An 18188-nucleotide genomic window follows, 5' to 3' on the forward strand; every position below is an offset into this window, starting at 1 on the left:
CATGGTGTTCGGGAAGAAGGCGAACGGCGCCAATCCGCGCTTCCAGTCCTTCGACCTGCTGTCCACGCTGATCGCGGTGGTCAACAGCAACGGCTCCGTGCTGTTTGCCAACGCAGGCCTCGAAGACGCACTGGGCACCTCGCGACGCACCCTCGAGGGCTCGCAGTTCGGCGCATGTTTCCATGAGCCCCAGGTGCTGCGCACCGCCATCGATGGCGCCAGCAGCAACGACTTCGCCACGCTGCGCTACGAGGCCTTCCTGCGCCGCGTGAACCACGAGCTGATGCCCGTGCAGGTCACGCTGGCGCACGGCGACAAGAAGGGCGAACTCATCATCGAGATGTCGCCGCTGGAGAACCAGGTGCGGCAAGACCGCGAAGAGCGGCTCATCGACCAGGCGCAGGCCAACAAGGAACTCATCCGCAACCTCGCGCACGAGATCAAGAACCCGCTGGGCGGCATCCGCGGCGCGGCGCAGCTGCTGCAGATGGAGGTCGAGTCGCGCGACCTCATCGAGTACACCCAGGTCATCATCCACGAGGCCGACCGGCTGCAGACGCTGGTCGACCGGCTGCTGGCGCCGCACCGCCGCCCGCACGTGGTGGGCGACGTGAACATCCACGAGGTGTGCGAGCGCGTGCGCTCGGTCATCCTGGCGGAGTTTCCTCGCGACCTGCACATCGAGCGCGATTTCGACGTGTCGATTCCCGAGTTCCGCGGCGACCGCGAGCAGCTCATCCAGGCCACGCTGAACATCGCGCACAACGCGGCGCAGGCGCTCGCCGAGCGCCGCGCGGCGGGCGATGCGCAGATCACTTTCAAGACGCGCGTGGCCCGCCAGGTGATCTTCAACAAGCAGTGGTATCGACTGGCACTGGAATTGCATGTCATCGACAATGGACCGGGTGTGCCGGACACGATCAAGGACCGCATCTTCTATCCGCTCGTCTCGGGCAGGGAAGGCGGAACGGGGCTGGGATTGACGCTCGCACAAACCTTTGTGCAGCAGCATCACGGTGTGATCGAGTGCGACAGCGTCCCGGGCCGAACCGATTTCAAGATATTGATACCGCTGCCATAGCGCAGCACCGGCAACAGAGGAGATGCATGAAGCCGATCTGGATAGTTGATGACGACCAATCGATTCGCTTCGTGCTCGAGAAGGCCCTGCTGCGCGAAGACCTGCCCACGCGCAGTTTCACGAACACGCGCGAGGTGCTCGCCGCGCTCGAGCAGGCCGCCGACGACGAACAGCAGGGACCGCAGGTCCTGGTGAGCGACATCCGCATGCCCGGCGGCTCCGGGCTCGACCTGCTCGACAAGATCAAGGCCAAGCACCCCGGCCTGCCCGTCATCATCATGACGGCGTTCTCCGACCTAGACAGCGCCGTGTCGGCCTTCCAGGGCGGCGCCTTCGAATACCTGCCCAAGCCCTTCGACCTGCCGCGCGCGGTCGAGCTCATTCGCCGCGCGGTCGACGAAAGCCAGCGCGAGGAAGTCGCTGAAGAGCGCATGGTCGCCGCACCCGAGATGCTCGGCCAGGCACCGGCCATGCAGGACGTGTTCCGCGCCATCGGCCGGCTGTCGCAGAGCAACGTCACGGTGCTCATCACCGGTGAATCGGGTTCGGGCAAGGAACTGGTGGCGCGCGCGCTGCACAAGCACTCGCCGCGCGCCAACGGCCCCTTCGTGGCCATCAACACCGCAGCGATCCCCAAGGACCTGCTCGAGAGCGAACTCTTCGGCCACGAGCGCGGCGCCTTCACCGGCGCGCAGACCATGCGCCGCGGCCGCTTCGAACAGGCCGAGGGCGGCACGCTGTTCCTCGACGAAATCGGCGACATGCCCTTCGACCTGCAGACGCGCCTGCTGCGCGTGCTCAGCGACGGCCATTTCTACCGCGTGGGCGGCCACAACTCGGTGAAGGCCAACGTGCGCGTCATTGCGGCCACCCACCAGGACCTGGAGCAGCGCGTCAAGATCGGCGGCTTCCGCGAAGACTTGTTCCACCGCCTGAACGTGATTCGCCTGCGCCTGCCGGCACTGCGCGAACGCGGCGAAGATGTGCCCGCGCTCACGCGCCACTTCCTGCAGGTGAGCGCGCGCCAGCTCGGCGTCGAGCCCAAGCGCATTTCCGACGCCGCGCTGGCCAAGCTCGCGACCTTCGGCTTTCCGGGCAACGTGCGCCAGCTCGAAAACATCTGCCACTGGCTTACCGTGATGGCGCCGGCCCAGCTGATCGAGGCGAAAGATCTGCCGCCCGAGGTCATGGCCGTTTCCACCGCCGAGTTCCATCCGCAGGACACATCGGGCGCGGGCATCGTCACGCCGGTGGCGGCGCCTCAGCCTTCAGCGGCGCCGCTTGCGGGCATCCCTGGCATTCCGGGCATCTCGGGTGCAGGCGGGCTTGAACGCGATGCCGCGCACCTGCCCCTGCCGGCAACGGCCTCCGAACACGCCGAAGCTCCCGTGGCAAGCGCCGTCAGCAGCTGGGAAAGCGGCCTCGAAGCCGAAGCCCAGGCGCTGCTCGCGGCCGGGCGCACCGATGTGTGGGACGTGCTCTCGCGTCGCTTCGAATCGCGGCTGATCCTTACGGCGCTGACCAACACCCGCGGGCGCCGCATCGAGGCCGCGCAAAAGCTGGGCATCGGGCGCAACACCATCACCCGGAAGATCCAGGAACTCGGAATCGAGTGAGAAAGACCCCCCGGGGTCTTTCGGAGTGACAAAGACCCTCCGGGGACGTTCGGAATGACAAAGACCCTTCGGGGTCTTTTGTGTTTCAGCGGCTGCGCTGGCCCAGCGTGAGCGAGTCGATCTGGAACTTGCCGCTCTTGTCCCACAGCCACGTGTCCACGTAGGTGTGGCCGCCCAGCCTGCCCGGGCTGGGCAGCGGCGAGGTGGCCTTGATCAGCTCCGCGATCATCGGGGCCACCTCCGGCGCATGGCTGGGCGTGCGGCTGAAGGTCACGTTCATCACCTTGCCGTTGGCGTCCAGGTCGGTCTCGACCACCACCACCGCGTACACCAGCGGCGGGATCTTGCCCTTGTAGATGCGGTCGGCGTACTTGTTGTAGATGTGGCGCGCGCCGATCTTGCGGTAAGCCCGCACGGCCGGCGTCTGCGCGGTAATGAGCCGCACCGTGGGAATGTCGCGGCTGCCGGGCGCGGCTTCGTCGGTGGGCGACGTGGGGCTGGCGCCCGGGCCGCTGTCGGCCGCCTTGTCCCCGGGCTTCAGCAGCGAGCAGGCCGACAGCGCCAGTGCTGCGAGCAGCAGCGCGAAGCGACCGCCGGTGCGGGTGAGCGCCTTCATGGGGTCAGGCGACCTGGTCGAGGTCGAGCACCACGGGCGCGTGGTCGCTGGGCTTTTCCCACTTCCGCGGCACGCGGTCGATCACGCAGCCCTTCACATGCGGCAGCAGCGGCTGGCTCACCAGAATATGGTCGATGCGCAGGCCGCGGTTCTTCTGGTAGCCCAGCATGCGGTAGTCCCACCACGAGAAGCTCTTCTCGGGCTGCTCGAACATGCGAAAGCTGTCCGTGAGGCCCAGCTCCAGCAGCGCCTTGAAGTGGGTGCGCTCCTCGGTGGTGTGGTGAATGGTTTCCTTCAGGCCCACCGGGTCGAAGCTGTCGCGGTCTTCGGGCGTGACGTTGAAGTCGCCCAGCAGCACCAGGTTCGGGTGCGCGGCCAGTTCCTCGCGCAGCAGGGCGTGCAGCGCGTCGAGCCACTTCATCTTGTAGGCGAACTTTTCGGAGCCCGGCGCCTGGCCGTTCACGAAGTAGCAGTTCACCACGCGCAGCGGGCCCGAGGGCGTGTCGACCGTGGCCGCGATCACGCGCGACTGCTCGTCGGCGAAGCCACCGATGTTCTTCGCCACGTCGCGCATCGGCGCCAGGCTCAGGATGGCCACGCCGTTGTAGGTTTTCTGGCCGAACACCGCGGCTTCGTAGCCGGCCGACTTGAGCACCTCGAGCGGGAACTTGTCGTCGGTCATCTTGAGCTCCTGCAGGCACAGCACGTCGACCGGGTTGGCAATGAGCCAGTCGAGCACGTGCTGAAGGCGTGCGGTGAGGGAGTTGACGTTCCAGGTGGCTATTTTCATGGGGCTGCGTGGTGCCCGTCGTGGCGACGGACCCAGGATTCGTTGAGTGGGAAAGAGTCGGCGAACAGCTTAGCAAAGGCCGCGGGGCTGGAAGTCGGCGCAGGGCTCTTTCGGGTTCTTCGGAGCGTTCCCACAAATCTGTCACCAATCGCAACAAAGAGGCCTAAAGATTGCATGCATGTGCCTGTTCCTGGAGGGATATGGTGCATTTCATTACCCGCCGCCTGAGCCGGCTGAGCGTGGGCCGCAAGTTGCTGGTCATCTATCTGCTCGACCTGAGCGCGGTGATCTTCATCAGCGGCATCCTCATCAACGAGAAGTTCATCGCCATCGACTTCGGCCGCAAGGAGATGGCGGGCGCGGCCTACATCGACCGCCTGCGCTCGACCCTGCTGGCCACCGCCGGCTGGCAGGGCGCCAAGCCCGCGCCGCCCGAGGCGCTGGCGCAGCTGGAGCAGCAGTACGGCGACGGCATGCAAAGCGCCGCGCTCAGCCAGCAGTTCCGCGAGTCGCTGGCCTCGGCGTCGCAGGCCGGGCGCGTCGGAACCACGGCGCGCGAGACCGCCACCCGCGAGGCGCTCGAGCAGGGCCGCGCGCTGGTGACGCGCATCGGCAACCAGTCGAACCTCATCCTCGACCCCGACCTCGACAGCTACTACACGATGTCGCTGGTGCTGCTGCGCTTTCCCGAGCTGCTGGAGCTCGGCTCCGACATGGCCGCGCGCCTGCACGCGCCCGGTGCCAGCGGGCTCGCGGCGACCGAGGCGCGCACGCAGTACTTCATCCTGGAAGGGCGCATCGACGCCATCGCGGCCAGCATCAAGAGCGACTACGCCGAGGCCTTCGCCGCCGCCAAGGGGCCGCTGCAGGCGCGGCTCGACCCGTCGCGTGCCCGCCTGCTGGCGAGCATCGAGGCCTTCCGCCGGGCCTCGCGCGAGGTGCTGGCGTCCAGCGACAGCACCGACAACAGCGGCAACTACCGGGGGCTGGCCGCCTTCGACGCGGCCCAGCAGGCGCTGTTCGCCGAGCTCGACGGCGCCTGGTTCAGCGCCGTGGGCGAGCTGAACGCCATGCTCACATCGCGCGAGCACGGTTTTTTCGCGCGCATGTGGATGCACCTGGGCACGGCGCTGTTCCTGCTGCTGATGATCCTCACGGCGGTGTTCTACGTGGCGCGGCAAATCTCGCTGCCGCTGCGGCGGCTCTCGGGCGTGGTCGACACCGTGCGCCGCACCGGCGACCACAGCCTGCGCGCCCACTGGGACAGCGGCGACGAAATCGGCGTGCTGGTGCTCGGCTTCAACGACATGCTCGCGCAGCTCGACCGCGAGCGGCAGGCGCAGCAGGAGCTCGCGGCCAGCGCCCGCGCGGCCGAGGCGCAGCGCGACCTGGTGGCGGCCATTCCGATTCCGCTGATGGTCACGGCCATTCCGAACCACGAAGTGCTCAACGCCAACCCCAGCGCGCAGGCCTGGCTGGGCGGCGGCACGCGCGACCCGTGGGCGCTGGGCGTGGCGCCCGGCGTGCGCTCGCGCTTCTTCCAGCAGCTGGCCGACCGCGGCGCCGTCGACGAGTTCGAGGTGCGCTGGCTCGGCGGCACCGAACCTTCGTGGGCCGTGCTGTCGGCGCGGCGGCTGGTGTACCAGGGGCAGGACGCGCTGCTCACGGCCTTCACGCCCATCAACCACCTGAAGCTGATGGAGCAGCGCCTGATGCTCTGGGCCAAGGTGTTCGAGGCCTCGTCCGAAGGCATCCTGATCATCGATGCCCAGCACCGCATCCTCACGGCCAACCGCGCGCTGTGCCGCCTCACGGGCCACGACCTGGGCGAGCTCGTGGGCGAGCCGCCCGAGGGGCTCATGAGCGACGACACCCTGCACTTTGCCGACCTGTGGCCCGTGCTCGACCAGCGCGGCACCTGGCAGGGCGAGGTCAGCGTGCGCCGGCGCAACGGCGACAGCTACCCCGCGTGGCTGGTGGCCAGCGTGGTGCGCGACGGGCCGGAGCGCATCTCGCACTACATCTTTACCTCCATCGACGTAAGCGACCGCAAGCGCAGCGAGGCGCGCATCCGCTTCCTGGCGCACCACGACGTGCTGACCGAGCTGCCCAACCGTTCGCTGTGCATCGAGCGGCTGGGGCTGGCGCTGCAGCAGGCGCAGCGCAAGGGGCAGCGCGTGGGGGTGCTGTTCATCGACCTGGACCGGTTCAAGAACATCAACGACTCGCTGGGCCACCACGTGGGCGACGCGCTGCTGCGCTCGGTGGCCCACCGCATGACGCAGGCCGTGCGGCCCGGCGACACGGTGAGCCGGCTGGGTGGCGACGAGTTCGTGGTGGTGCTGGCCAACGTGGCCGACGGCGAAGAGATTTTGTCGCTGGTCGAGCGGCGGCTCATCCAGCTGATTCGCCAGCCGCACGACATCGACGGCGCCGAGATCCATGTGTCCTGCAGCGTGGGCATCGCGGTGTACCCCGACGACGCGCAGGACATCGACGCGCTCATGCGCCATGCCGACGTGGCCATGTACCAGAGCAAGGCCAGCGGGCGCGACACCGCGCGCTTCTTCACGCCCGAGATGAACGAGCGCGCCCAGCAACGGCTGCAGCTGGAAAGCAGCCTGCGCCACGCCATCGAGCGCGACGAGCTCAGCCTGCACTACCAGCCGCGCATCGACGCCCACAGCGGCGAGCTGATCTGCGTGGAGGCGCTCTTGCGCTGGCAGAGCGCGGAGCTGGGGCCGGTGCCGCCCGCGCAGTTCATCCCCATCGCGGAGGAGTCGGGGCAGATCGTGGCCATCGGTTCGTGGGTCATCGAGCAGGCCTGCGCGCAGCACGCGGCCTGGCGCCGCGACGGGCTGGGCGCGATCCGGGTGGCCATCAACATGTCGGCACTGCAGCTGCGCGAGGGCGACCTGGTGTCGGTGCTGCGCGACGCCATCGCCCTGCACGGCGTGCCGCCGGGCGACCTGGAAATCGAGCTCACCGAATCGACACTGATGGACGCGGCCGAGCAGTCGCTGGTGCAGCTGCACGCGCTGAAGTCGCTGGGCGTGATGCTGTCGATCGACGACTTCGGCACCGGCTACTCGAGCCTGAACTACCTGAACCGCTTTCCCATCGACAAGCTGAAGATCGACCGCTCCTTCATCCACAACATGCTCGGCGACCCCACCGACATGGCGATTGCGCGGGCCATCATCGGCCTGGGCCACACGCTGGGGCTGCGCGTGGTGGCCGAGGGCGTGGAGCGGCGCGAAGAGGCCGACACCCTGCGCGCGGCCCGCTGCGACGAGCTGCAGGGCTACCTCATCGCCAAGCCGATGCCGGCCGCCAAGCTGGCGGCGTGGATTGCGCAGGACAGCCGCATGGGCGCGGCGTCCATCTGACAGGTCGGCTGGCCGAAGGCTCGCCGGTTTTCAATGTTTTGGGGCGGCAATAGCGCGGGGGCGCCTTTGTCTGCACCTGAATGGGGCTTTATGCCCGTGTTTGGTTCTCCAATCCGGCAAAATGCAAGATCCGCATAAGGTTATGCACCGATTTGGCAAATAGAAGGATTGGAATGAAGCACGCCACCGCCGAGGGTTTCCTGGCCCATGTCGCCCAGCGCAACCCCGGACAGCCCGAGTACCTGCAGGCCGTGACCGAGGTCATGGAAAGCCTCTGGCCCTACATTGCGCAGCACCCGAAGTACACAGCCCACAGCCTGCTCGAGCGGCTGGTCGAGCCCGAGCGCGTGCTCATGTTCCGCGTGTCGTGGGTGGACGACCATGGCGAGGTGCAGGTCAACCGCGGCTTTCGCATCCAGCACAGCCTGGCCATCGGGCCGTACAAGGGCGGCCTGCGCTTTCACCCATCGGTGAACCTGTCGATCCTCAAGTTCCTGGCCTTCGAGCAGACGCTGAAGAACTCGCTCACCACGCTGCCCATGGGCGGCGGCAAGGGCGGCGCCGACTTCGACCCCAAGGGCAAGAGCCAGGGCGAGGTCATGCGCTTTTGCCAGGCCTTCGTGGGCGAGCTGTTTCGCCACATCGGCGCCGACACCGACGTGCCGGCGGGCGACGTGGGCGTGGGCGGGCGCGAGATCGGCTTCATGGCCGGCATGGTCAAGAAGCTCACCAACCGCGCCGACTGCGTGTTCACCGGCAAGGGCCTGAGCTTCGGCGGCTCGCTGATCCGCCCCGAGGCCACCGGGTACGGCAACGTCTACTTCGCGCAGGAAATGCTCAAGCGCAAGGGCCGCAGCTTCGACGGCCTGCGCGTGAGCGTCTCGGGCGCGGGCAACGTCGCGCAGTACACGGTCGAGAAGGCCATGGCGCTGGGCGCGAAGGTGGTGACGGTGTCGGACTCCAGCGGCACCGTGGTCGACGAGGACGGCTTCACGCCCGAGAAGCTCGCCGTGCTGATGGACGTGAAGAACCACCTCTACGGCCGCGTGAGCGACTACGCCGAGCGCACCGGCGCGCGCTTCGTGGCCGGCGCCACGCCGTGGCACGTGCCGGTCGACGTGGCGCTGCCCAGCGCCACGCAGAACGAGCTGAACGAGGATGACGCGCGCATGCTGGTGAAGAACGGCGTGCTCTGCGTGGCCGAAGGCGCCAACATGCCGTCGACCATGGAGGCCGTGAAGGTGTTCGAGGGCCACGGCGTGCTGTACGCGCCGGGCAAGGCGAGCAACGCGGGTGGCGTGGCCACCTCGGGACTGGAAATGAGCCAGAACGCGGCGCGCCTGTCGTGGACGCGCGAAGAGGTCGACGCGCGGCTGCTGCAGATCATGCAGGGCATCCATGCCTCGTGCATCCACTACGGCGAAGGCAAGGACAAGCGCGTGAGCTACGTGGATGGCGCGAACATCGCCGGCTTCGTGCGCGTGGCCGACGCGATGCTGGCGCAGGGCGTCGTCTGACGCGCCGGGCGCAGGCTGGACTCAGAGTTCGATGAACGCCGAGGTGGCCTTGTTCAAGGCCAGCTGGCCCTTCACGGTGATCGATTCGACCTGCGCCAGCTGGCGGATCGCGCGCGCATCGCCCGCGCGGTCCGACGGTGGAATGAAGGCCGTTACCAGCTCCGCCGCACGCAGCACGCGCAGCCTGTCGATGTCTGCGGGCGTGTGAACGACGTATGGCAATTTCTGCTCGGCGAGCACCCGAAGAAATTCCATGGACATGTGCCGTCTCCTTGGGGGTTTGAGGGCGTGACGGCCATTTTGCGCACAAACAATTAGCGTTGTCTAAAGGCTTTCTAAACCCTGCGCGGCGCATGCCTTTCCGCCTGCACGCCGACACGTTTCGGTGTTTGCGCGGCGTGTACCGAAGGCCTAGTTTCGCGGCTGCACCGGCCACGCGGTGGTGTCCGGCAACACGATGTGCCAGTGCACCGGCGCGATGCCGTCGAAGCTTTCGCGGTAGCGCTGCGACAGGCGGTCTTCACCCGTCACGTCGCGGATCACGATGGCCTCGATGCGCCCGGGGTGCGCGCGAAACGTTTGCGCGTAAATCTCGGGGTCGGCCTCGCCCGAGTCTCCCACCAGCACGAAGCGGCGCTGCGGAAACTCGGCCAGCAGCCGCTCGATCACGCCCAGCTTGTGCGCGCGCGAATCTTCCGCGCCGGGCACCAGCGTGCGCCACGTGGTGCTCTCGCGCAGGTGCATGCTGCCCGCGGGAAAGTCGGCGCCGCGAATGAAATCCGCCAGCGGCGGGTACAGCTGTATCGGGCTTGCCGACAGGTAGTGAAAGCGCGTGTCGGGTGTCTTCGCCATTTCGCGATACCACTGCGCCATGCGCGGCGCGGGCTCGAAGCGGCGCGAGAAGGTGTTCAGCAGCATCTCGCGCCGGTCGCGCACCTGCGTGCGCTTGATGGTGTCGTCGATGTCCGAGATCACCGACAGGCCCTGCGGCGGCACGATCAGCGCCTGGCCGCGAAAGCGGTGCAGCAGCTCGCCCGGACCGGTCACGCCGTGGAACTGCACCCACTCCTGCGCCGATGCCTGCGGCGACAGCAGCGTGGCGCGCGGCATGTCGATGACCACGCGCAGGTTGACGCGGCCGTCCTTGCCCGACGGCGGCATCGTGACGCGGGTGGGGCTGCCGTCGAAGTCGATGTCGATGACCTTGTCTTCTTCCGATTCCGCATGGAACAGCGCAGTGCGCTGGTTGAAGCGAAGCCGCGCCGCGGGCGAGAGCTTCTTGAGGTTCAGCCCCAGGTAGCGCGCCAGCGCGGTGTTCAGGCCCCAGCGGTGCTCGCGCTCGAAGATCCAGCCGTGGATGTCGACCTCGAGCCGGCCGTCGGCGGTGGGGCGCGCGGTGCCGGTCATGAAGAGCGCCTCTTCGTCGGGCTCCAGCGGCTCGGGCGCTGCCAGTGCGCGCAAAGGTGAGAGGCCTGCAACGCCTGCGGCCAGTGCCGCACCCATCACCACGGACCGGCGCCGCAGGGGCGGGGCGGGCGGGTGGCGAGGGGCGGTGTCGTTCATTCGTGCGTGGAAGCTGCGGAAACGGTGGAAGGGCCCGGATCGGTGGCGCGCTCGTAGGTCACGAAACTGAAGGCGATGCCTTCCTTGGCGGATACATGCGACTCGCGCTGCGTTTCGCGCCACACGGCGGCGTCGAGTTCGGGCGCGTGGGCGTCGCCTTCGTAGTCGCGCGCCAGTTCGGTCACGACCGCGCGGTGGGCGAGGGGCTCGGCCTCGGCGTAGATCTGCGCGCCGCCGATGACCCAGATGTCTTGGGGTGCGTGTTGAGTGATGTGTTGGGCAATGAAAGAGAAGGCCTCCTGCAGGCTGCCCACGCGCTGTGCGCCTTCGGCCTGCCAGTCGGCCTGCCGCGTCACCACGATGTTCTGCCGGCCCGGCAGCGGCCGAAAGCGCGGCGGCAGCGAGTCCCAGGTCTTGCGGCCCATGACCACCGGCGCGCCAGTGGTCTGCTGCTTGAAGTGCGCCATGTCCTCCGGCAGGTGCCAGGGAATGGTGTTGTCCGCGCCAATCACGCCGTTGGCGGCGCGCGCGAAGATGAGGTTGATGCGGGGCTCGCTCATGCGGTCGCTCCGGTCACACCGCCACGGGCGCCTTGATCGGGTCGCCGTGCCGGTAGTCGAGCACCTCGAAGTCCTCGTACTGGTAGTCGAAGATCGAATCGGGCTTGCGCTTGATGTTCAGCGTGGGGTACGGGTACGGCGTGCGGCTGAGCTGCAGCGCCACCTGCTCGGCGTGGTTGCTGTAGATGTGGCAGTCGCCGCCGGTCCAGATGAAGTCGCCCACGTCCAGGTCGCACTGCTGCGCCACCATGTGCGTGAGCAGCGCGTAGCTCGCGATGTTGAAGGGCACGCCCAGGAAGATGTCGGCGCTGCGCTGGTAGAGCTGGCAGCTGAGCTTGCCGCGCTCGCCCTCGGCCTGCGGCGGCGCCACGTAGAACTGGAAGAAGGCATGGCAGGGCATGAGCGCCATCTTCGACAGCTCGGCCACGTTCCAGGCGCTCACGATGATGCGGCGCGAGTCGGGGTTGCTCTTCAGCGTCTTGATCACGTCGGCGATCTGGTCGATGTGGCCGCCGTCGGGCGTCGGCCAGCTGCGCCACTGCACGCCGTACACCGGGCCCAGGTCGCCGTCTTCGCGGGCCCATTCGTCCCAGATGCTCACGCCGCGTTCCTTCAGCCAGTTGTTGTTGCTGGAACCGGTCAGGAACCACAGCAGCTCCTGGATGATGGACTTCAGGTGCACCTTCTTCGTGGTGACCAGCGGAAAGCCTTCGTTCAGGTCGAAGCGCATCTGGTGGCCGAACACGCTCTTGGTGCCGGTGCCGGTGCGGTCGCTCTTGAACACGCCGTGCGTGTCGACGTGGCGCATGAAGTCTTCGTATTGGGAGCGGATGGGGCGTGAGGTCGTGGAGGTCATGGGCGAGGGCGTCTGGGCTGCGGGGCTGCGGGGCGTGTGAGGACGGTGTTCGAATTTTAAGTGCCGGTGCGCCGGGAGGCGGGCAGGCGGCGCTCGTGAAGGTGCGCCAGTGGTGGAGGCTGCTTGCCCCCACCCCAGCCCTCCCCCAGCGGGGGAGGGAGAAATACCCGAAGCCCGAGTCGCATGCAAATCCCGGTCTTGCTCCTTCCCCTTCCGGGGGAATGCCGGGATGGGGGCACGCGGCGCTCGAAAAGGCGCGCCGGTGATGAAGGCCGAGTACCCCCACCCCAACCCTCCCCATCGGGGGAGGGCGCAATACGCTAGACGCGGATCACCCGCCCCGGATTCAGGATGTTCTTCGGGTCCAGCCCGCGCTTGATCGCGCGCATCATCTCCAGCGCCACCGGCGACTTGTGCTTCTCCAGCTTGTCGACCTTCAGCGACCCCACGCCGTGCTCGGCCGAGAACGAGCCGCCGAACTTCTCCACCGCGTCGTACACCAGCGTGTTGATACGCTCTTCCTCGTTCTTCAGGAAGGCCTTGGTGTCGATGTTCTCCGGCGCCTGCACGTTGTAGTGCAGGTTGCCGTCGCCCAGGTGCCCGAAGTTGACGAGCCGCACGCCCTCGATCTCTCGCGCCAGCAGCGCGTCGGTCTCGGCCACGAAAGCCGGAATGCGCGACACGGGAATCGAGATGTCGTGCTTGATGTTCAGCCCCTCTTCGGCCTGCGCCAGCGGAATGCTCTCGCGGATGTGCCAGAGCTGGTGCGCCTGCGCCAGGTTTTCGGCCACCACCGCGTCGGTGACGCAGCCGTCTTCGAACGCGGTTTCCAGCAGCGCCTCGAAGCGCGCGCGGGCGTGGTCTTCGGATTCGCTGTCGGAGTTCTCCAGCAGCACGCAGTACGGCACCGCCTCGTCCTTGATGAAAGGCACGCGCAGTTGCGGCATGTGCTTGTCGACCAGGCTGAGCGCGAACTTGCCCATAACCTCGAAGCCCGTGAGGCCCGAGCCCAGGTGCTTGTGCGCCAGGCCCAGCAGCGTGACCGCATGGTCCAGCGAAGGCACGGCGGCCCAGGCGGTGAGCTGCGCGGCCGGCAGCGGGTAGAGCTTCATGGTCGCGGCGGTGATCACGCCCAGCGTGCCTTCGCTGCCCACGATGAGGTCGCGCAGGTCGTAGCCGGTGTTGTCCTTGCGCAGGCCGCTGGTGCCTTCCCAGATCTCGCCCTGCGGCGTGACCACTTCCAGGCCCAGGCACAGCTCGCGCGTGTTGCCGTAGCGCACGACCTGCGTGCCGCCGGCGTTGGTGGCCAGGTTGCCGCCGATGGTGCAGCTGCCTTCGGCCGCCAGGCTCAGCGGGAACAGGTAGCCGGCCTTCTCGGCGGTTTCCTGCAGCGTCTGCAGGATGCAGCCGGCCTCCACCGTCATGGTGAGGTTGGCGCCGTCGATGGTGCGGATGGCGTTCAGCCGCTGCAGGCTCAGCACCACCTGCGTGCCGCTCTCGTCGGGAATGGAGCCGACCGCCAGGCCGGTGTTGCCGCCCTGCGGGATCACGGCCGTGCCGGCGGCGGCGCAGGCCTTGACCACGTCGGCCACCTGCTGCGTGCTGCCGGGGCGCACCACGGCCAGCGACTTGCCGCGCGCGCGCTTGCGCCAGTCCTGCTCGTAGGCGGTGAGGTCGCCCTCGTTGAGCACGTTGGCCGCGCCGACGATGGCGCGCAATTGATCGAGAAGTGAAGAAGAAGTGGTCATCAGGCGGAGGCTTCCAGTTGACGGGCGGCGGCAGCGCTCGCGGCGGCGGCCTTGGCGTGGCGCAACCGCAGGCGCACATGCCATGCGCAGGCCGCGAACAGCACCAGGCACAGCAGCACCTCGACCAGCGCGAGCACCTGGCCCGTGCCGTTGGTGTCGCTCCAGGCGCGCACCACGCCCTCGGTGAAATAGAGCCAGATCATCAGGCTGACCCAGCGGTAGGTGTACATGCGGTTCTTCCACAGCCCCGCCAGCGGCACCACCAGCGGCAGCACCTTCAGCGCCAGCAGCGAGCCGCCCGGGCGCAGCGGCGCCAGCCACAGTTCCCAGGCCAGGCCCAGCACGATGAGGCCGACGAGGCTGCCCACGGCGGCCCAGCGGGTGGCGCGAACGGAGGAGGGGGGCAGCGGGGTGGCGGACACGGTGGAGGCGGGAAAAAAGCGGGAAAGAAGCGAGAACAAAGAGGACGCCCCGCGTCGCTGCGGGGCGTGAACAAAAAGAGCGAATGGCATGATACCGGCCATGAATCGTCGGCAACTCTGGAGGGATCTTTCTCGCTTTCCCTGGCGCAACACCGCGGCGGTGCTGGGCGAGCGTTTTCGCGAAGACAAGCTCGGCCTCACGGCCAGCAGCCTGACCTTCACGACCACCATCGCGATGGTGCCCTTCTTCACGGTGGCGCTGGCGCTTTTCACCGTGTTCCCGATGTTCGCCAAGATGCAGGGCCGGCTGCAGCGCTGGCTGGTGGAAAGCCTGATTCCCGAGAACATCTCGCGCCAGGTGCTCGGCTACCTGAACCAGTTCGCGAGCAAGGCCAGCGGGCTGGGCATCGCAGGGCTGATCGTGCTGCTCATCACCGCCATCGCGCTGATCCTCACCATCGACAAGACGCTCAACAACATCTGGCGCGTGCGCACGCCGCGGCCCTTCGCGCAGCGCGTGCTCATCTACTGGGCAGCCATCACGCTGGGGCCGGTGATATTGGCGGTGAGCCTGTCGACCACCTCGTACGTGGTGTCGGCCACCAGCGACGTGGTGGGGCGCGGCATGGTGAAGCTGTTCTTCGACACCTTCGAGTTCGCGCTGCTCGCGGTGGGCATGGCATCGCTTTACCACTACGTGCCCAACACCAACGTGCGCTGGTCGCACGCCTGGGCCGGCGGCGTGTTCGTGGCGGCGGCCATCGAGATTGCCAAGCGCGTGCTGGGCTACTACCTGAGCCTGGTGCCCACCTACTCGGTGGTGTATGGCGCCTTCGCCACCTTTCCGATCCTGCTGGTGTGGATCTACGTGGCCTGGGTGATCGTGCTGCTGGGCGCGGTCATCTCGGCCTACCTGCCCAGCCTGCTCACGGGCGTGGCGCGGCGCGGCGGCACCGCGGGCTGGCCGCTGCAGCTGGCGATGGAGTCGCTGCAGCACCTGGCCCGTGCGCGCGCCACGCCGGCCAAGGGCATGGGCGCGACGGAGCTGGTGACGCGCATGCGGGTCGATGCGCTGCAACTGGTGCCGGTGCTCGAAACATTGGTGGCGCTCGACTGGATCGCGCCGCTGGACGAGGAGCCCGACGACCGCGACCCGCGCTACGTGCTGCTGGCCGACCCGTCGACCCCCATCGAGCCACTGCTGCGCGAGCTGATGATGCCGCGCGCCGAACCGCTCGAAGACCTGTGGCAGAAGGGCCCGCTGCGCTCGCTGCGGCTGGGCGACGTGCTGCTGATCTAGCAGCGTTGCAGCGGACGGGCCGCTCAGATCTTCACGCGCCCCAGCCAGATGTCGCGGTACATGGCCCAGTCGCCCATGAACGAGTACAGCGGGCGCTTGAACGAGGCCGGCCTGTTCTTCTCGAAGCCGAAGTGCCCGACCCAGGCGAAGCCGTAGCCCGCCACCAGCGCGGCCAGCAGCCACCACGGGTTGAGCGTGACCACCAACGCCACCAGGCATAGCAGCGACAGCGTCGAGCCCGCGAAGTGCAGCCGCCTGCAGGTGCGGTCGGCGTGCTCGGTCAGGTAGAACGGATAGAACTCGGCAAAGCTCTTGAAACGGCGCGGATCGACGGCAGATCCGGGGGCGGTCGTGGTGTTCATCGTGCGAGTCTCCTGTGACTTTGGAACCCGTCTGGAATGCCTTTGGAACGGCTTGGCGGTGGATTCCGGGGGCTTTGTCCATAATAGCCACGACCTTCCGCCGGCACCATCCGGCCCTTCCATCACACCTTCGACGCATCAGCCTTGAGCGCTCTTTCCAGCACCCCTGAATCCGCCGGGCCTGCCGCCGATGCGCTGTGGGTCGTGTGCCTGTGCGCCGAATGGTGCGGCACCTGCCGCGACTACCGCCCGCTGCTCGAACAGGTGGCGCGCGCGCATCCGGAGCTGCGCTTCGCCTGGGTCGACATCGAGGACCATGCGGACATTGCCGACGCCTTCGACGTCGAGACCTTCCCGACCCTGCTGGTCGCGGGCGCGGACGGCACGCGCTTCCTGGGCCCGCTGCTGCCGCACGCCGAAACGCTCTCGCGCATGCTCGGCGCGCTGCAGCCGCCCAAGCCGTCGAGCCTGGACGTCGACCTGCTGCTGGCGGTGCTGAACAAGAAGCCGGCCGTCTTCACGCTCTGAGTTTTCTCTTTTCCTACCTACCCCGGCGGTCCCCTCATGAAGATCCTGATTTTTGGCGCCACCGGCATGGTGGGCCAGGGCGTGCTGCGCGAGTGCCTGCTGGCGCCCGACGTGCAAGGCGTGGTCGCCATCGGCCGCAACCCCACGGGGCAAAAGCACGCCAGGCTGCGCGACCTGGTGCACAAGGACATGTACGACTACAGCGCCATCGAGTCGCAGCTGCAGGGCTTCGATGCCTGCTTCTTCTGCCTGGGCGTGTCGTCGGTGGGCATGAAGGAGCCCGAATACAAGCGCATCAGCTACGACCTGACGCTGGCCGCCGCCACCGTGCTCGCCCGGCTGAACCCGGGCATGACCTTCACCTACGTGACCGGCGCGGGCACCGACAGCAGCGAGCGCGGCAGCAGCATGTGGGCACGGGTGAAGGGCGCGACCGAAAACGCCTTGCTGCGCCTGCCGTTCAAGGGGGCGTACATGTTCCGCCCCGGCGTCATCCAGCCGCTGCACGGCGTGCGCTCCAAGACGCCGCTGTACGACGGCATCTACGTCGTGCTTTCGCCGCTGCTGAGCCTGGCGTACAGGCTCTGGCCGAACAAGGTGACGACCACCGAGAAGGTCGGCCGCGCGATGCTGGCCGTGGCGCGCGGCGGCGCGCCGAAGAAGCTGCTCGACCCGGCGGACATCAACGCGCTGGGCTGAGCCGCGCCAGCTCAGCTCAGCTCAGCTCGGCTCGGCTCGGCTCGGCTCGGCTCGGCTCGGCTCGGCTCGGCTCGGCTCGGTTCAGCTCGGTTCAGGTCTCTTCATCTGGTGGAGCGCGCCCGCCCCAGCTTGCGCCGGCCCGCGCTGGCGATGGCGCCCACCAGGTGCTTCACGAAGTCCTGCGCCAGCGGCGGCAGCGTGCGGCCTTCGAGCGCCAGCACCTGCAACTGCCGCTGCTGCAGCGGCGCTTCGGCAAAGGGCCGCGCCACCACGGTGCCCGCGTCGATCAGGTGCATCACCGTGAGATGGCCCGACAGCATCACGTCGGGCGTGCGCAGCAGCGGCAGCAGCACCGAAGAGAAGTTGCTCACGAAGATCGCCTGGTAGCGCAGCCCCTGCAGGCTGCAGGCCTGGTCGAACAACTGGCGCGCGGTGACGCCCTTGTCGCCCACGGCCAGCGGGTAGCGCACCGCGTCGGCCACCGACACCACGCGCTGGCGCGCCAGCGGATGGTCGGGCCGCAGCACCGCATACACCGGCGCGGTGGCCGTGTGCGCGACGGCCAGGCCGGGCTCCGGCGCCACCACGTACTTGAGCGCGATGTCGGTCTCGCCGCGCGCCAGCAGCGCGCTCACGCCGTCGGGCGAGCCCACGTGCAGCTCCAGCTGGCAGCCCGGGTTCGCCTGCTCGAAGCTGCGCATCACCAGCGGCATGAAGTGCCCCGCGAAGCCTTCGGTGCAGGCCATGCGGATGCGCCGCGCGCCCTGGCCGCCCAGGTCACGCACCTGCTCGACCACCTGCTCGATGTCGAGTTGCGCGTTGCGCAGGTGCGCCGCCAGCCGCTCGCCCGCGGCCGTGAGCGCCATGCCCCGCGCGTGCCGCTCGAACAGCGGCGTGCCCAGGCTGTCTTCCAGCTTGGCGATCTGCCGGCTCACCGCCGACGAGGCGACGAACAGCCGCGCCGCCGCCTGGTTGACCGAGCCGCTGCGCGCCACTTCGAGAAAGTGCCGCATCGGGATGCTGAGAAGCGGGAGTGTCATGGGGGCGGGTAGGTCGGTTGGTCGGTAGAGAGGTGCCGGGCATTGCCTTCAAGGCAATGCTAGCTTGCCAAAACGATGCTGGAAGCATCGGCTCCCAGGCC

At 68.0% G+C, this 18188-nt stretch carries 17 protein-coding genes; 7 read left to right on the forward strand and 10 right to left on the reverse strand.

Annotated features, from left to right (window positions below; all coding sequences use genetic code 11):
- Position 1: 1 nt before the first annotated feature.
- Complete coding sequence (glnL, locus tag AB6807_RS01060; protein ID WP_116908080.1) at positions 2-1081, forward strand: nitrogen regulation protein NR(II); 1080 nt, start codon at positions 2-4, stop codon at positions 1079-1081.
- Between the two features lie 26 nt (positions 1082-1107).
- A complete protein-coding gene (ntrC, locus tag AB6807_RS01065) occupies positions 1108-2697 on the forward strand; it encodes a nitrogen regulation protein NR(I) (RefSeq protein WP_371083185.1) in 1590 nt (529 codons plus the stop codon).
- An 85-nt stretch (positions 2698-2782) separates the two neighbouring features.
- On the opposite strand, the gene AB6807_RS01070 is transcribed toward ntrC, so the two are convergent.
- Both AB6807_RS01070 and xth read right to left on the reverse strand, forming a co-directional pair.
- Positions 2783-3313 carry a hypothetical protein gene (locus AB6807_RS01070; RefSeq protein WP_371083186.1) on the reverse strand — a complete coding sequence of 177 codons (531 nt, stop codon included), beginning with the start codon at positions 3311-3313 and terminating at the stop codon, positions 2783-2785.
- Positions 3314-3317: 4 nt separating this feature from the next.
- Positions 3318-4103, reverse strand: coding sequence for an exodeoxyribonuclease III (gene xth, locus AB6807_RS01075; protein ID WP_371083187.1), 786 nt, complete (start codon positions 4101-4103; stop codon positions 3318-3320).
- A gap of 200 nt (positions 4104-4303) precedes the next feature.
- Between xth and AB6807_RS01080 the strand changes: the two genes are divergently transcribed.
- Together AB6807_RS01080 and gdhA are read left to right on the forward strand one after the other, a co-directional pair.
- Positions 4304-7492, forward strand: a complete 3189-nt coding sequence (locus AB6807_RS01080) for an EAL domain-containing protein (protein ID WP_371083188.1) — start codon at positions 4304-4306, stop codon at positions 7490-7492.
- A gap of 173 nt (positions 7493-7665) precedes the next feature.
- The gene (gdhA, locus tag AB6807_RS01085; protein ID WP_371083189.1) at positions 7666-9009 is read left to right on the forward strand and encodes an NADP-specific glutamate dehydrogenase; all 1344 of its coding nucleotides are present in this window, start codon (positions 7666-7668) and stop codon (positions 9007-9009) included.
- 21 nt (positions 9010-9030) lie between these two features.
- Here gdhA and AB6807_RS01090 read toward each other — a convergent pair whose 3' ends face one another.
- The 6 genes from AB6807_RS01090 to AB6807_RS01115 form a co-directional block, all read right to left on the reverse strand.
- Positions 9031-9270 (reverse strand): hypothetical protein, encoded by a 240-nt coding sequence (locus AB6807_RS01090; RefSeq protein WP_116908074.1) that lies wholly within the window; start codon positions 9268-9270, stop codon positions 9031-9033.
- Between the two features lie 150 nt (positions 9271-9420).
- Positions 9421-10572 carry an App1 family protein gene (locus AB6807_RS01095; RefSeq protein ID WP_371083190.1) on the reverse strand — a complete coding sequence of 384 codons (1152 nt, stop codon included), beginning with the start codon at positions 10570-10572 and terminating at the stop codon, positions 9421-9423.
- On the reverse strand, positions 10569-11132 hold the full coding sequence (locus AB6807_RS01100) for a dihydrofolate reductase (RefSeq protein WP_371083191.1): 564 nt from the start codon (positions 11130-11132) through the stop codon (positions 10569-10571). The genes AB6807_RS01095 and AB6807_RS01100 overlap by 4 nt, the downstream gene beginning before the upstream one ends.
- 13 nt (positions 11133-11145) lie before the next feature.
- On the reverse strand, positions 11146-11988 hold the full coding sequence (locus tag AB6807_RS01105) for a thymidylate synthase (protein WP_371083192.1): 843 nt from the start codon (positions 11986-11988) through the stop codon (positions 11146-11148).
- A 320-nt stretch (positions 11989-12308) separates the two neighbouring features.
- Complete coding sequence (locus AB6807_RS01110; RefSeq protein WP_116908070.1) at positions 12309-13736, reverse strand: FAD-binding oxidoreductase; 1428 nt, start codon at positions 13734-13736, stop codon at positions 12309-12311.
- A complete protein-coding gene (locus AB6807_RS01115) occupies positions 13736-14158 on the reverse strand; it encodes a DUF2069 domain-containing protein (protein WP_116908069.1) in 423 nt (140 codons plus the stop codon). Before AB6807_RS01115 ends, AB6807_RS01110 begins: the two co-directional genes overlap by 1 nt.
- 88 nt (positions 14159-14246) lie before the next feature.
- Here AB6807_RS01115 and AB6807_RS01120 point away from each other — a divergent pair, with 88 nt between their 5' ends.
- Entirely contained in the window at positions 14247-15458 is a 1212-nt protein-coding gene (locus AB6807_RS01120) for a YihY family inner membrane protein (RefSeq protein ID WP_371083193.1), read from the forward strand.
- Between the two features lie 23 nt (positions 15459-15481).
- Here the strand turns inward: AB6807_RS01120 and AB6807_RS01125 are convergent, their stop codons facing one another.
- The gene (locus AB6807_RS01125) at positions 15482-15820 is read right to left on the reverse strand and encodes an Mpo1-like protein (protein WP_371083194.1); all 339 of its coding nucleotides are present in this window, start codon (positions 15818-15820) and stop codon (positions 15482-15484) included.
- Between the two features lie 144 nt (positions 15821-15964).
- Between AB6807_RS01125 and AB6807_RS01130 the strand changes: the two genes are divergently transcribed.
- Complete coding sequence (locus AB6807_RS01130; RefSeq protein ID WP_371083195.1) at positions 15965-16348, forward strand: thioredoxin family protein; 384 nt, start codon at positions 15965-15967, stop codon at positions 16346-16348.
- Between the two features lie 36 nt (positions 16349-16384).
- The gene (locus AB6807_RS01135) at positions 16385-17047 is read left to right on the forward strand and encodes an NmrA family NAD(P)-binding protein (RefSeq protein WP_371083196.1); all 663 of its coding nucleotides are present in this window, start codon (positions 16385-16387) and stop codon (positions 17045-17047) included.
- A gap of 101 nt (positions 17048-17148) precedes the next feature.
- Here the strand turns inward: AB6807_RS01135 and AB6807_RS01140 are convergent, their stop codons facing one another.
- Entirely contained in the window at positions 17149-18087 is a 939-nt protein-coding gene (locus tag AB6807_RS01140) for a LysR family transcriptional regulator (protein ID WP_371083197.1), read from the reverse strand.
- Positions 18088-18188: the final 101 nt, after the last annotated feature.

This window comes from Variovorax sp. RCC_210, from assembly GCF_041355175.1.
Lineage (GTDB): Bacteria > Pseudomonadota > Gammaproteobacteria > Burkholderiales > Burkholderiaceae_C > Variovorax.